Raw genomic sequence first — 12,971 nt, forward strand, 5'->3', positions numbered from 1 at the left:
GGCCCCCCGTGCGCAATTGCGCACTAGGCCGGGACGACGTGTGGTTGGAGTTGCGCCCTTCAGCCCGTCATTCAGCATCTGGAAACGACCCCTTTGTACAGTCCGCGCCGGACTTTGGGGGATTTCCGCTTGATCATTTCGACCGCCGCCGCGCAGCGCCGCGCGCTGACGATTCTCGTCCTGACATTGCTGCTCGGTGCCACGCGTTTCTCCGTGGAGACCTTCGTCCCCAAGGCTCACGCGGCCGGCGCGTTCGCGGTCGGCAAGTGCGGGGCGTATGGCCAGGCCTACGACTATCCGGCGGAAGGCGCTGCGCGCGCCGCGGCGCTGAAGCAGTGCAAGGGCGATTGCACCACCGTCACCATGAAACGCGCCTGTGCAGCACTTGCGATCGACATGAAGAATCCTTGCGGCGCCCATGGCTATGCGGTGGCGCCGAAGATCTCGAGCTCGCTCAATGCCGCGACCAAGAAGTGCTACGACTATGGCGGCAAGGAATGCGTGATCCGCGCCTGGGCCTGCGACGCCAAGGGGTAGGCGGTCCGTTCGAGAGGCCGCGTGAGGGCTTGCGACATTCGGAAACAACAACTCGGCTCTCGTAGCCCGGATGAGCGAAGCGATATCCGGGCGGTCGAACCCGCATATCGCTTCGCTCATGCGGGCTACGCGCTGTCACCAATATGCTAGCGTGCCTTGCGCCGGCAGGGCTGGCCCGGCCACAGCTCCGCCGCTAAGCTCGAGCGATGCAGTTCGACACCAAGATCGCGGTCGTGATCCGCACCGACCTGGAAGTCTGGCAGAAGCTCAACGTGGCGTCGTTTCTGGCCGGTGGCATTGCCGCTTCCTTCCCCGAATGTATCGGCGAGAATTACGAGGACGGCTCGGGGACCAGATATCTCTCCCTGATCGGCCAGCCGATCCTGATCTACGGCGCCGACCGTGCACAGTTGTCGCGCGCGCTGGATCGCGCACTGGCGCGCGACGTGCGGCCGGCGCTCTACACCGAGGACATGTTCAGGACCACACATGACGCCGCCAATCGCGAGGTGGTGAGGGCGGTGGCACGGAGTGACCTCAACCTGGTCGGCCTCGCCATTCGCGCCGAGCGGAAGGTGGTCGACAAGATCCTCGATGGGTTGAAGTTTCATACGTAGTCGATGGGTATGCGTAGGATGGGTAGAGCGAAGCAAAACCCATCACTTGTATCCGCGCGGTGAGATGATGGGTTTTGCTGCGCTCTACCCATCCTACGAGCTGAAGTTTCACACCTAGCGCGCCAACTCGTCATTCCCCGGTGCGCAATTGCACACCTGAGGGCTCGCGAAGCGAGAGCCCGGAATCCATTCATCCAGGCGTTGTCCGGCTCGATGGATTCCGGGCTCGTGCTTCGCTCGCCTCGGAATGACGGAGTGCGACAAAGAACGCTCACGATCGGCGCCCGGCTTTCCCTGCGCCCTCTGATCGCCGGATGGGCTAAAATACCCAGCAAACTCGGGCGTTTGGGCCGCGAGATCGGAGTCGCATGCCCGCATCCAGGATCGTCCCGACCAACAGGAACGCTTGGTAGGGTCGCGCGTTTTCCCCGATCACATTGACAATGACTGACCAGTCAGTCATATTGTAGGCATGACAAAGCGCACCGAAAAGACGACCGGCACCCAGCCCGCCAAGCGCCGGACCACGATCCGCCCTGCGGCGGCGAGGATCCCGAAGGTGGCCTCGGCACCCCTGCCTGAGGCGAAGCCGGCTGCGGGCCGCGCCGGGAAATCCGCGGAGCGGCGCGCGGCGATCATCGAGGCGGCGATGGACGAGTTCATCGCACGCGGCTTTGCCGCGACGCGGCTCGACGACGTCGCCAAGCGGGCGGGCGTCGCCAAGGGCACGCTCTATCTCTACTTCAAGGACAAGGAAACGATGTTCGAGGAGCTGATCCGCACCGCACTGGTGCCGCTGATCGGCCGCCTGACCGCACTGCCGACGATCACCGGTCCCGTGCGCGATGCGGTGGAGGGATTTGCCGAGACCTTCATGCGCGAGGTCGTGGCGACACGGCGCGGCGACATCATCCGCCTGATCGTGTCCGAAGGGCCGCGCTTCCCGGCGATCGCCGATTTCTATTTCCGCGAGGTGGTGTCGAAGGGCCTGACCGGCATGAAGGCGCTGGTCCAGCTCGCGATCACGCGCGGCGAGATCAAGCACCGCGAGCTCGGGGATTTCCCGCAGCTGGTCGTCGCGCCCGCGATCGTCGCGGTGATCTGGCAGAGCCTGTTTGCCCGGCATGCGCCGCTCGACGGGCTCGCGATGTTCAAGGTTCATCTCGATCTGATCTTCGGCGAACGGGGGAAGACATGACCGCGTCGCGCATGATGAAGCTGATGACGGTCGTCGCGCTGGCGGCGGCGCTCGCTGGCTGCAAGGAGAAGCGGGACCCCGGCTTCCAGGGCTGGGTCGAGGCCGACATGATCTTCGTCAGCCCCGATGAATCCGGCCGCGTCATCAAGCTCAACGTGCGCGAGGGCGACGAGGTCAAGCCCGGCGACATGCTCTATTCGGTCGACGACGATCTGCAGCGCGCAGATCTCAACCAGAACAACGCGACCCTGGCGAACGCGCAGCAGAGCTATGACCGCGCGGCCTCGCTGCGCGGCACCGGCGCCGGCACCCAGGCTAATCTGGATTCCGCCGTCTCGGCGCTGCGTGTCGCGGAGGCGCGCGTCGTCACCTCGCAGACCCGGCTCGACCGCCGCAAGGGCTTTGCGCCGATCGCGGGCGCGATCCAGCAGATCTATTTCCGCGAGGGCGAGATGGTGCAGGCGCAGCGGCCGGTGCTGTCGATCATGCCGCCCGGCAACATGAAGCTGCGCTTCTTCGTGCCGGAGACCGAGCTGCCGAAGCTTGCGCTCGGCGACGAGGTGAGGGTGACCTGCGACAATTGCGCCGCCGATCTCATCGCGAAGATCTATTTCATCGCGACCACGGCGGAGTACACGCCGCCCGTCATCTACAGCCTCGATGAGCGCAACAAGCTGGTCTATCTGATCCAGGCGCGGCCGAGCCGCCCCGATGTCCTGCGCGTCGGCCAGCCGATCAGCATCTACCTCAATCCCAAGACGCCAATGGCGGAACGCAGATGAACGGCGGTCCGACCAACGCCCGCTCCAACGCATCATCCATCGCGATCGATGTGAAGGGCCTGACCAAATCGTTCAATGGGCGCGAGGTGGTCCATGACCTGTCGATGCAGGTCAAGCGCGGCTCGATCTATGGCTTCCTCGGCCCCAACGGCAGCGGCAAGACCACGACCATCCGCATCCTGTGCGGACTGCTGACGCCCGACAGCGGCGAGGGCACCTGTCTCGGCTACGACATCCGGCGCGATGCCGACAAGATCAAGCGCAAGGTCGGCTATATGACGCAGCGCTTCAGCCTCTACCAGGATCTGTCGGTGCGCGAGAATCTGGAGTTCGTCGCGCGGCTCTATGGCATGCCTGATGCGCGCGGCGCCGCGGCCGACATGATCGCGCGGATCGGGCTGAAGGGCCGCGAGGAGCAACTCGCCGCCAATCTCTCCGGCGGCTGGAAGCAGCGGCTGGCGCTCGGCGCCTGCACGCTGCCCAATCCGCAATTGCTGCTGCTGGACGAGCCGACCGCCGGCGTCGATCCCAAGGCGCGGCGCGATTTCTGGAACGAGATCCACGCGCTCGCGGCCGAAGGCCTCACGGTGCTGGTCTCGACCCATTACATGGACGAGGCCGAACGCTGTCACGAGATCGCCTATATCGCCTACGGTCACCTCTTGGCCCACGGCACGGTGGATGAGGTGATCGCGGCCTCCGCGCTGTCGACCTTGACGGTGACGGGCGAGGATTTCAACGGGCTGATCGCCGAGCTCACCGGCAAGCCCGGCGTCGACATGGTGGCGCCGTTCGGCACCAGCCTGCACGTCTCCGGCCGCGACAAGGCGGCGCTCGAGGCCGCCATCGCGCCGTATCGAAACAATTCGAAATGGCACTGGCAGCCGAGCGAGCCGTCGCTCGAAGACGTCTTCATCGATTTGATGGGGCGCTCCAAGGACAACTTTCAGGGATAGGTTCCGATGAGCGCGACGGATACGATCCAGAAAGGTGAAGAGAGGGAGCCGGCATTCGGCTTCTGGCGGCGCAGCTATGCGATGCTGGTCAAGGAGTTCATCCAGCTCCGCCGCGACCGCGTCTCGTTCGCCATGATCATCATGCTTCCGGTGATGCAGCTGACGTTGTTCGGCTACGCCATCAACACCACGCCGCGCAATCTGCCGACCGCGGTGCTGACCCAGGAGGACACCGACCTCGGGCGTTCGATCCTGAAGGCGATGGAGAACACCGCCTATTTCCATTTTGTCCGCGAGGTCCACACCGTCGAGGAGTTCGACGAGCTCTTGCAATCCGGCAAGGTGCTGTTCGGGGTCGAGATCCCGCGCGGCTTCGAGCGCGCGGTGCGGCGCGGCGACCGGCCGGCGCTGCTGGTCGCGGCCGATGCCACTGACCCCACCGCGGCGGGTTCGGCGCTCGGCACGCTCGGGCCGCTGGTGCAATCGGCGCTCGCTCATGACCTGCATATCGGCGATCCCCCTGACATGCCGTTCGAGATCCGCGCCCATGCCCGCTACAACCCGGCAGCGGATTCGCGCCTCAACATCGTGCCCGGCCTGGTCGGGACCATCCTGACCATGACGATGCTGATCTTCACCGCGCTCTCGGTGACGCGCGAGATCGAGCGCGGCACCATGGAGAGCCTGCTGTCGATGCCGATCAAGCCGGTCGAGGTGATGTTCGGCAAGATCATCCCTTATGTACTGGTCGGCTTCATCCAGGCCACGCTGATCATCGCCATCGGTATCTTGCTGTTCGGCGTGCCGGTCCTCGGCAGCCTGACGCTGCTGGCGCTGCTCACCACGCTGTTCATCACCACCAATCTGTCGATCGGCTACACCTTCTCGACCATCGTGCAGAACCAGCTGCAGGCGATGCAGCTCTCGATGATGTTCTTCCTGCCCAGCATCCTGCTGTCCGGCTTCATGTTTCCGTTCGCGGGCATGCCGGTCTGGGCGCAATATATCGGCGAGGGGCTGCCGTTGACCCATTTCGTCCGCATCGTCCGGGCCATCATGCTGAAGGGCGCCGGGATGCCGAACCTGCAATACGACACCATCGCGCTGGCCGCCCTGATGCTGTTCGCCATGACGGTTGCCGTGACGCGCTTCCGCCGCACGCTCGATTGAGGCAGAATGGGAGTGATTGTTGATCGTCATTCCGGGGCGCCTCGAGGGTGAGCCCGGAATCTCGAGATTCCGGGTTCGCTTCGCGCCCCGGAATGACCGGGGCGGGGAAATGGCGGAATCTTCGGACAGTGACAGCGCAGCGGCAGGCACGACCGTATCCGCCGATTTCCACCACGCCTTGATGCGCGAGGTGATGACCACCGAGCTGCTCCGCATCAAGGTGCTGATCGGCACCGCCATCGTGCTCGGGGCGATCAGCCTGTTGGTGTATGTGTTCGCGCCCGAGGCGGTCAGCCGGGTCTGGCACGGCAACCTCGACCCCGCCTACATCTTCTATGTCACCGTTCCGCTGATCCTGTTCGAGATCTGGGTGCACGGTGCGATCAGCTGGTACAGGCGCAAGGGCCGCGACCTGCCGGTGATCCGGCGCTACATCGGCGTGCTGGTCGAGACCTCGCTGCCGACCGTCGTGCTGGCGCTGCATATCGACAGCATGGGCCGCCAGGAGGCGCTTGGCTTCGTGGCCCCTCTGGTCTATTTCGTCTTCATCATCCTCTCGACGCTGCGGCTCGATTTCTGGCTCTCGACCTTCACCGGCGTCGTCGCGGCGGCCGAGCTGTTCTACATGGCGGTGTTCTTCCATGCGGCTGATGGTGTCGCGGCCGATCAGGGCATCTATTATCACGCCGCGCGCAGCACGATCGTCCTGATCTGCGGCGTGCTCGCGGGCGCGGTTGGCCTGCAGCTGCGGCGTCAGTTCGCGGCCAGCATCGCCGCCGCCACCGCGCGCGACCGCATCACCAATCTGTTTGGCCAGCACGTCTCGCCGCAGGTGGTCGAACGCCTGATGGCGGAGGGGGCCTCCACCGCGAGCGACATCCGCCGTGTCGCCGTGATGTTCGTCGATTTCCGCAGCTTCACCGCGGGCGCGCGCTCACGCTCGCCGCAGGAGGTGGTGGACCGGCTCGACGGCGCCTTCGCGGTGCTGGTCGATATCCTCGATCGCCATGGCGGCATCGTGAACAAGTTTCTGGGCGACGGCTTTCTCGCGCTGTTCGGCGCGCCGTTCGAGACCGGCGACGCCGCGCATCAGGCGGTCGCCGCCGCGCGCGAGATGCTGGCCGCCAACGAGCGCACCAATGCGTCGTCGAGCTGGCCGCTGCGGATCGGGATCGGCATCCATATCGGCGAGGTCGTGGCCGGCAGTATCGGCTCGCCGCGGCGCAAGGAATACACCGTGATCGGCGATACCGTGAACTTTGCCGCCCGGCTCGAGGCGCTCAACAAGGAGCTCGGCTCGCAATTCCTGATCTCGTCTGCGGTGCGCGAGGCGCTCGGCGACGAATGCAAGGACGCCGTCTCGCGCGGCGAGATTCCGGTGCGAGGTTACGAGCACCCAGTGCCGGTCTGGCAGTTGGGGTAGGCCGCAGCATCCAAGTTTGAGGTATTAAGGTAGCGATTGACGTGGCGTGATATACTCATATAGATGACTATATGAATTCGACCCTCGACGACCGCTTGCCGCGCTACCAGCGTCTCCGCGACGACCTCGCGGCGCGCATCAATCGCAATGAATGGCGTCCCGGGGACCTGATCCCCTCCGAGGCCGAGCTCGGCGCGCATTACGGCGTCGCCATCGGCACCGTGCGCAAGGCGATCGATCAGCTCGTCAGCGACGGCGTGCTGGAGCGCCAGCAGGGCCGCGGCACCTTCGTGCGCCGCGCGCGGTTCAATTCGTCGCTGTTCCGCTTCTTCCGCTTCCAGTCGGAGAGCGGCGAGCGCCGCGTGCCGCAAAGCCGTATCCTGCGGCGGAAGGCGATGCCGGCGACCTCGGCTGTGGCCTCGGCGCTGCGCATCGGCGTCGGCGAGCCCGTCATCAGCCTGTCGCGCCTGCGGCTGATCGACGACGTGCCGCTGCTCGCCGAAGAGATCTGGCTCGAGAGATCGCGCTTCGAGGCGCTGCTCGCGCTCGCGACCTCCGAGTTCGGCGACTTGCTGTATCCGCTCTACGAGGACCGCTGCGGCCAGGTCGTGGTTTCCGCCGATGAAATCCTCACCGTCGAGATCGCGACCGAGATGCAATCGCGCCTGCTGCGGCTCGAGGCCAACGCGCCGCTGATCGTGATCGAGCGCCTGGCCTTCGATCTGGAGCGGCGACCGATCGAATGGCGCCGCTCGCGCGGGCCGGCGGATCGCTTCCGCTACCACGCCGAGATCAGGTAGCGCGGCAACCAAACACAACAACATAAGAATTCACAGGGAGAAGAAATGGCAAACTGGTACAGCGAATGCTCGCCGCTCGAGCGGCGCACCTTCTGGGCAAGCTTTGGCGGCTGGGGGTTAGATGCGCTCGACGTCCAGATGTTCAGCCTCGCCATTCCGGCGCTGATCACAGCCTTCGGGATCAGCAAGGCCGACGCAGGGTTGCTCGGCTCGGTCACGCTGTTCTTCGGCGCGTTCGGTGGCTGGCTCGGCGGCGCGCTCGGCGACCGTTTCGGTCGGGTGCAGGCGTTGCAGATCACGGTCGCGACCTTTGCGCTTGCGACCTTCGCCTCGGCCTTCGCGATGAACTACAGCCAACTCGTGATCCTGAAGGCGATCCAGGGCATCGGCTTCGGCGCGGAATGGGCCTGTGGCGCGGTGCTGATGGCGGAGATCATTCGCGCCGAGCATCGCGGCAAGGCGCTCGGCGCCGTGCAGAGCGCATGGGCGGTCGGCTGGGGCGCCGCAGTGCTGCTCTCAGCCTTGGTCTTCACCTATGCGCCCGCCGATATCGCCTGGCGCATCCTGTTCGCCGTCGGCCTGATCCCGGCGCTGCTGATCCTGTACATCCGCCGCGGGCTGAAGGAGCCGCCGCGCGCTGCAGCGCGCGCGGCCGAGCCGCCGTTCTTCGCGACGCTCGCCGGAATCTTTCACCGCGACGTGCTGCGCTCGACCTTGATCGGTGGCCTGTTCGGCATCGGCGCCCATGGCGGCTATGCCGCGTTGACGACATTCCTGCCGACCTTCCTGCGCGAGGTGCGGCATCTCTCGGTGCTCGGCTCCAGCGCCTATCTCGCCGTGATCATCGTCGCCTTCTTCTGCGGCTGCGTGGTCTCGGGGATCATCAGCGACCGGATCGGGCGGCGCGCCAACGTGACGCTGTTCGCCGCTGCCTGCGTCGTGACGGTGCTGGTCTACATCTTCGCGCCGCTCTCCAATTCGCAGATGTTGGTGCTCGGCTTCCCGCTGGGTTTCTTCTCGGCGGGCATTCCCGCCAGCATGGCGGCGCTGTTCAGCGAGCTCTATCCGGCCGGCGTCCGAGGCACCGGCGTCGGCTTCTGCTACAATTTCGGCCGCATCGTCTCCGCGGCGTTTCCGTTCCTGGTCGGCTACCTCAGCGATCACATCGGCCTTGGTGCTGCGATCGGGATCGACGCGGCGTTCGCCTATTCGCTGGTGCTGGTCGCGGTGCTGATGCTGCCGGAAACCCGCGGCAAGGTTTTCGAGCAGGCGGTCGCCACGCGCGCGTGATGATGAGGAATGATCATGACATCGTACGAACATGGGTTGACGCGGCGCCGGTTTGCCGCGGGAGTGATTGCCGCGCTGTCGGCGGGCGGATTGGCGAGCAAGGTGAGGGCTGAGGTGCCGAAACTTGCGATCGATACCCACGCCCACGTCTTCCATCGCGGACTGAAGCTCGCGCCCGGCCGGCGCTATGCGCCTGACTACGACGCGCCGCTCGCGCTCTATCTGCAGCAACTCGACCAGAACGGCATCACCAACGGCGTGTTGGTGCAGCCGAGCTTTCTCGGCACCGACAATTCTTATCTCGCCGAATGCCTGAAGGCGACCAACGGCCGGCTGCGCGGCATCGCCGTGGTCGACGTTGCCATTGCAGCCGACGAGCTACGCGCGCTCGATCGCGCCGGGGTGGCGGGCATCCGTCTCAATCTGGTCGGCCAGAAGCTCCCTGATCTTTCGTCGCCGGAGTGGACGGCGCTGCTGGCACAGATCAGGGCGCTCGATTGGCAGGTCGAGATCCAGCGCAACGCCGGCGATCTTGCGACGCTCGCGCCAACACTGCTCGACCAGGGCGTGAAAGTCGTGCTCGATCATTTCGCCTTGCCCGATCCAAAGCTCGGCATCGACGATCCCGGATTCCAGTCGGTGGTCAAGCTGGGCGCGACGCGAAATGTCTGGGTCAAGATCTCCGCGCCCTATCGCAACGGCGCGGCCGGCGAGGCATTCGCGAAGCAGGCCTATCCGCTGCTGCGCACGGCCTTCGGCGTCGACCGGCTGCTGTGGGGCAGCGACTGGCCGCACACCCAATTCGAGGCGACGCAGAACTACGCCAAGAACCGCAAATTCCTCGACGAGCTCGTCACCGACGCCGACGAGCGCGCCCGCGTGCTCGCATCGCCGCGCGAGCTGTTTCGCTTTTAGCTCGCGCGCGATTGTACCGAGTGCTCTGAAGGGCGTCGTTGCTGCTGTGCTACGATGACGCCATCGGATGACCGGCACAAGGACACGCAAGATGCAGCGCCGCTATATCACCGTCGACGTTTTCACCGACCGCGCCTTCGGCGGCAACCCGCTCGCCGTGGTGCTCGACGCCGAAGGGCTGTCGACCGAAGAGATGCAGGCCATCGCGACCGAGTTCAACTATTCCGAGACGACCTTCGTGCTGCCGCCGCAGGACAAGGCCAACGACGCCCAGGTTCGCATCTTCACGCCGGTCAGAGAACTGCCGTTTGCCGGGCATCCCAATGTCGGCACCGCCTTCGTGCTCGCACAGCTTGCGAAGGAGCCGAAGCCGCGTCTGATCTTCGAGGAGAAGGCGGGGTTGGTCCCGGTCGATATCGCGCGAGAGGGCAGCAGGGTCGTTGCCACTGAACTGACCGCGCCGCAGCCGCTGTCGCGCCTGTCGCAGTTCTCCGCGGGCGAGGTCGCGAGCCTGATCTCGCTCACGGCAGACGACGTCAGGACGGATCGCCAGGCACCGCAGGTGGTCGGCGTCGGAACGCCGTTCCTGGTCTTCGAGGTCGGATCGCGTGATGCGGTGCGGCGGGCAAAACCGGATGCGGCGGCGTTCGCGCGCTTCTTCCCGCGTGACGGAGCATTCTCCGCGTACTTCTACACGCGCGACGTCCCCGTTGCGGAGGCGCCTTGCGATCTGCAGGCACGGATGTTCTTTCCGGGATCAAGCGGCCTGATCGAGGACCCGGCCACGGGCAGCGCCACGGTTGCCGTGGCCGCGCTGCTTGCCGCGCTCGATTCGTTGCGCGACGGCACCCTGAAGCTGACGGTCGGCCAGGGTTTTGACATGGGCCGGCCGAGCCTGCTGCTGACCCGCGTGCGCAAGCAGGATGGCGCAATCGTATCCGCGCATGTCGGCGGGGCCTGTGTGCAGATGATGCAGGGAACGCTGAGTGTCGCGGGGAACGAAGGCTAGAGCGGGATGAGTTTTGGTTGGACCGGCTTGTCGCGGTCTCGGTTCACCTCTCCCCGTTGGGGAGAGGTCGGATTGCGCTTGGCGATGCGAAGCATCGTCCAGTGCAATCCGGGTGAGGGTTCTTGCTCTCGATAGACCGTAACCCCTCACCCGATTTGCTGCGCAAATCGACCTCTCCCTTGGGAGAGGTGAACCTTCGATGCCGTTCGAGCTCTACCTGATCTCATCAGGCTCTAGACCTGCGGCGCGGCCAGATTCTCGATCTTGACGCCGTCGCGCTCCTCGATGATCTCGGCGATCCAGCGGCGGTGACAATGTTCGTGGTCGCGCTCGTAGCAGAGGATGCAGACCGGGCCGGACTTCTTCACCAGCGCCGACAGCTCGTCGAGCTCCTCCTTGGCCTGCACCGTCTTGAGGTGCGCCGAATAGATCTTGTGCAGCAGCGCATATTGCCCGCTGCGCGCCGCCTCCCGGCCGCTCTTCGGCGTGCCGAGGCCGCGGAGGTGGACGTAGCCGATGCCGCGCTCGTCGAGGCCCGCGGCGAGCTGGCTCTTGGAGAAGCCGGGACGGCGCGAGGAGGCCACCGCGCGAACATCGACCAGCAGCTTGACACCGGCGTGCTGGAGCTCGTCGAGCACCGCCTTCGACGGCGTCTGCTCGTAGCCGATGGTGAACAGCCTTTTCGCCTTCGCCATCGGTTCTCCCTCACTTCACCCGTTCGATCAATTCCATCGCGCCCGCCGGCGCGCGGATCTTGCCCTCGTGGATCACGTAGGCGAACACGTCGCGCGGCGCCTTCTTCGGCGCTGATTTGTCGACCCGCGGCAGGTCGTCCGGCTCGCTGCCGCCGGCCCAGTCCTGAAACCGCTTGGCCCAGGCGTCGAGCTGCTTCGGCGGATAGCAGGTCTTCAGTTCGTCATTGCCCTTCTGCAACCGGGCATAGACGAAGTCGCTCGCGACGTCGGCGATCGCCGGATATTTGCCGTGCTCGGCGAATACCACCGGCACCTCGTGCTCGCGAATGAGGGCGATGAATTCGGGCACGCAAAAGCTGTCGTGACGCACTTCGACGACATGGCGCAGCGCGCGGCCGTCGAGCTTGCGCGGCAGCAGCTCGAGGAACTTGCCGAAATCGGCGCCGTCGAATTTCTTGGTCGGCGCGAACTGCCAGAGCACCGGGCCGAGCCGGTCCTTCAGCTCCAGCACGCCGGAATCATAGAACCGCTTCACCGAATCGCCGGCCTCGGCGAGCACGCGGCGGTTGGTGGCGAAGCGCGGCCCCTTCAGCGAGAAGATGAAGCCGTCGGGCACTTCGCTGGCCCATTTGCGAAAGCTCTCCGGCTTCTGCGATCCGTAATAGGTGCCGTTGATCTCGATCGAGGTCAGCTTCGAGGCGGCGTAGGACAGCTCCTTCGCCTGCGTGAGCTTCTCGGGATAGAACACCCCGCGCCACGGCTCGAAGGTCCAGCCGCCGATGCCGATATAGATTTTGCCTGCGTCTGTCTTGGTCGCCTTGGTGGGAGCTTTGGCCACGACTGCACTCATCGCGAGGAGGGGGAACGGGGATCGAGAGTAGTCAAAATAATCGTGATTGGCCAGTTTGCCAGATTGGCGCGGGGGTGCTTATCGTCGTTGTCGCTCTTCGCTACGATGCGCCAAAATGGAGAACAACAATGCGCATGCTGGTTGCGGCCGCCCTCTTGATCACGTCCTCTGCTGCCATATCGCCCGCTGCCATATCGTCCGCTGCAATGGCCGACGAGGTCGACGATGCGCACAAGCTTGCGATCACCGGCCGCGACGCCTACTGGAATTGTCTTGCCCGCGAATATCCCCGCGACAGCAACAAGGCGCTGTCCGACCAGGAGTTCACCTCGCTGATCGCCAATGTCTGTCCCTCGGAGCGGCAGAACTTCCGGGTGTCGCTGATCGACTTCCTGTCGCTGCAGTTTCCCAAGCAGGATACCGACGCCAATCTGACGACGGCCAACCGCGCGATCGAGCTGGCGCAGAAGGACATCGTGACCGCCTTCACCCGGCGCAGGGCCGCGGCGAAATAGCTTCCCGAATCCTGTTGCGGCCGGCCGATTTTTGATATCAATCCGCGCAGGCAAGGGGATGATCGGCATGAGATCACAATCGACGGCAGGCTTCTTGGGCGCAGTGGTCGCAGCCGTAGCGCTCGCGGCGGCGTTCATCTACGGACCGTCGCCGAGCCAGCTCCGTAACCCGACCCAGCCCGCAGCCGTGCAGCCACAGGCGGCTCCCGCCGCT

The 12,971-nt window shown here is 65.2% G+C and carries 14 protein-coding genes; 12 read left to right on the forward strand and 2 right to left on the reverse strand.

The window, feature by feature from the left end; translation table 11 throughout:
- The first annotated feature begins 186 nt into the window (after positions 1 to 186).
- The 11 genes from H8B02_RS37825 to H8B02_RS37875 all read left to right on the forward strand — a co-directional run bounded on the left by H8B02_RS37825 (position 187) and on the right by H8B02_RS37875 (position 10,697).
- Positions 187 to 537, forward strand: a complete 351-nt coding sequence (locus H8B02_RS37825) for a DUF4189 domain-containing protein (protein ID WP_375781184.1) — start codon at positions 187 to 189, stop codon at positions 535 to 537.
- A gap of 206 nt (positions 538 to 743) precedes the next feature.
- Positions 744 to 1,154 carry a DUF2000 family protein gene (locus tag H8B02_RS37830; RefSeq protein WP_229170861.1) on the forward strand — a complete coding sequence of 137 codons (411 nt, stop codon included), beginning with the start codon at positions 744 to 746 and terminating at the stop codon, positions 1,152 to 1,154.
- Between the two features lie 472 nt (positions 1,155 to 1,626).
- Complete coding sequence (locus tag H8B02_RS37835) at positions 1,627 to 2,352, forward strand: TetR/AcrR family transcriptional regulator (protein WP_229170862.1); 726 nt, start codon at positions 1,627 to 1,629, stop codon at positions 2,350 to 2,352.
- The gene (locus tag H8B02_RS37840) at positions 2,349 to 3,134 is read left to right on the forward strand and encodes an HlyD family secretion protein (RefSeq protein WP_229170863.1); all 786 of its coding nucleotides are present in this window, start codon (positions 2,349 to 2,351) and stop codon (positions 3,132 to 3,134) included. Before H8B02_RS37835 ends, H8B02_RS37840 begins: the two co-directional genes overlap by 4 nt.
- Positions 3,131 to 4,090: an ABC transporter ATP-binding protein gene (locus H8B02_RS37845; protein ID WP_229170864.1), complete on the forward strand. Its 960-nt coding sequence runs from the start codon at positions 3,131 to 3,133 to the stop codon at positions 4,088 to 4,090. Before H8B02_RS37840 ends, H8B02_RS37845 begins: the two co-directional genes overlap by 4 nt.
- Before the next feature lie 6 nt (positions 4,091 to 4,096).
- Positions 4,097 to 5,260 carry an ABC transporter permease gene (locus tag H8B02_RS37850; RefSeq protein ID WP_229170865.1) on the forward strand — a complete coding sequence of 388 codons (1,164 nt, stop codon included), beginning with the start codon at positions 4,097 to 4,099 and terminating at the stop codon, positions 5,258 to 5,260.
- Between the two features lie 109 nt (positions 5,261 to 5,369).
- On the forward strand, positions 5,370 to 6,683 hold the full coding sequence (locus H8B02_RS37855) for an adenylate/guanylate cyclase domain-containing protein (RefSeq protein WP_229170866.1): 1,314 nt from the start codon (positions 5,370 to 5,372) through the stop codon (positions 6,681 to 6,683).
- Between the two features lie 71 nt (positions 6,684 to 6,754).
- Positions 6,755 to 7,483: a GntR family transcriptional regulator gene (locus H8B02_RS37860; RefSeq protein ID WP_229170867.1), complete on the forward strand. Its 729-nt coding sequence runs from the start codon at positions 6,755 to 6,757 to the stop codon at positions 7,481 to 7,483.
- A 45-nt stretch (positions 7,484 to 7,528) separates the two neighbouring features.
- The gene (locus tag H8B02_RS37865) at positions 7,529 to 8,773 is read left to right on the forward strand and encodes an MFS transporter (RefSeq protein WP_229170868.1); all 1,245 of its coding nucleotides are present in this window, start codon (positions 7,529 to 7,531) and stop codon (positions 8,771 to 8,773) included.
- Positions 8,774 to 8,788: 15 nt separating this feature from the next.
- Positions 8,789 to 9,688 (forward strand): amidohydrolase family protein, encoded by a 900-nt coding sequence (locus H8B02_RS37870; RefSeq protein ID WP_229170869.1) that lies wholly within the window; start codon positions 8,789 to 8,791, stop codon positions 9,686 to 9,688.
- Positions 9,689 to 9,779: 91 nt separating this feature from the next.
- The gene (locus tag H8B02_RS37875) at positions 9,780 to 10,697 is read left to right on the forward strand and encodes a PhzF family protein (protein ID WP_229170870.1); all 918 of its coding nucleotides are present in this window, start codon (positions 9,780 to 9,782) and stop codon (positions 10,695 to 10,697) included.
- Positions 10,698 to 10,930: 233 nt separating this feature from the next.
- Here the strand turns inward: H8B02_RS37875 and H8B02_RS37880 are convergent, their stop codons facing one another.
- Both H8B02_RS37880 and H8B02_RS37885 read right to left on the reverse strand, forming a co-directional pair.
- Positions 10,931 to 11,392, reverse strand: coding sequence for a DUF488 domain-containing protein (locus H8B02_RS37880; RefSeq protein ID WP_229170871.1), 462 nt, complete (start codon positions 11,390 to 11,392; stop codon positions 10,931 to 10,933).
- A 10-nt stretch (positions 11,393 to 11,402) separates the two neighbouring features.
- The gene (locus H8B02_RS37885) at positions 11,403 to 12,230 is read right to left on the reverse strand and encodes a DUF72 domain-containing protein (RefSeq protein ID WP_229170872.1); all 828 of its coding nucleotides are present in this window, start codon (positions 12,228 to 12,230) and stop codon (positions 11,403 to 11,405) included.
- A 140-nt stretch (positions 12,231 to 12,370) separates the two neighbouring features.
- On the opposite strand from H8B02_RS37885, the gene H8B02_RS37890 reads away from it, so the two are divergent.
- Positions 12,371 to 12,757 carry a hypothetical protein gene (locus H8B02_RS37890; protein ID WP_229170873.1) on the forward strand — a complete coding sequence of 129 codons (387 nt, stop codon included), beginning with the start codon at positions 12,371 to 12,373 and terminating at the stop codon, positions 12,755 to 12,757.
- The last annotated feature ends 214 nt before the right edge of the window (positions 12,758 to 12,971 follow it).

Origin of the sequence: Bradyrhizobium altum, assembly GCF_020889705.1 — a bacterium.
GTDB lineage: Bacteria > Pseudomonadota > Alphaproteobacteria > Rhizobiales > Xanthobacteraceae > Bradyrhizobium > Bradyrhizobium altum.

What these genes read in the sequence shown, in the direction of transcription:
- H8B02_RS37860 (WP_229170867.1), top strand. Translation starts at nt 6,755, where the DNA reads ATGAATTCGACCCTCGACGACCGCTTGCCGCGCTACCAGCGTCTCCGC.
- H8B02_RS37880 (WP_229170871.1), bottom strand. Translation starts at nt 11,392, where the DNA reads ATGGCGAAGGCGAAAAGGCTGTTCACCATCGGCTACGAGCAGACGCCG.
- H8B02_RS37865 (WP_229170868.1), top strand. Translation starts at nt 7,529, where the DNA reads ATGGCAAACTGGTACAGCGAATGCTCGCCGCTCGAGCGGCGCACCTTC.
- H8B02_RS37845 (WP_229170864.1), top strand. Translation starts at nt 3,131, where the DNA reads ATGAACGGCGGTCCGACCAACGCCCGCTCCAACGCATCATCCATCGCG.
- H8B02_RS37850 (WP_229170865.1), top strand. Translation starts at nt 4,097, where the DNA reads ATGAGCGCGACGGATACGATCCAGAAAGGTGAAGAGAGGGAGCCGGCA.
- H8B02_RS37830 (WP_229170861.1), top strand. Translation starts at nt 744, where the DNA reads ATGCAGTTCGACACCAAGATCGCGGTCGTGATCCGCACCGACCTGGAA.
- H8B02_RS37835 (WP_229170862.1), top strand. Translation starts at nt 1,627, where the DNA reads ATGACAAAGCGCACCGAAAAGACGACCGGCACCCAGCCCGCCAAGCGC.
- H8B02_RS37890 (WP_229170873.1), top strand. Translation starts at nt 12,371, where the DNA reads ATGCGCATGCTGGTTGCGGCCGCCCTCTTGATCACGTCCTCTGCTGCC.
- H8B02_RS37840 (WP_229170863.1), top strand. Translation starts at nt 2,349, where the DNA reads ATGACCGCGTCGCGCATGATGAAGCTGATGACGGTCGTCGCGCTGGCG.
- H8B02_RS37855 (WP_229170866.1), top strand. Translation starts at nt 5,370, where the DNA reads ATGGCGGAATCTTCGGACAGTGACAGCGCAGCGGCAGGCACGACCGTA.
- H8B02_RS37870 (WP_229170869.1), top strand. Translation starts at nt 8,789, where the DNA reads ATGACATCGTACGAACATGGGTTGACGCGGCGCCGGTTTGCCGCGGGA.
- H8B02_RS37875 (WP_229170870.1), top strand. Translation starts at nt 9,780, where the DNA reads ATGCAGCGCCGCTATATCACCGTCGACGTTTTCACCGACCGCGCCTTC.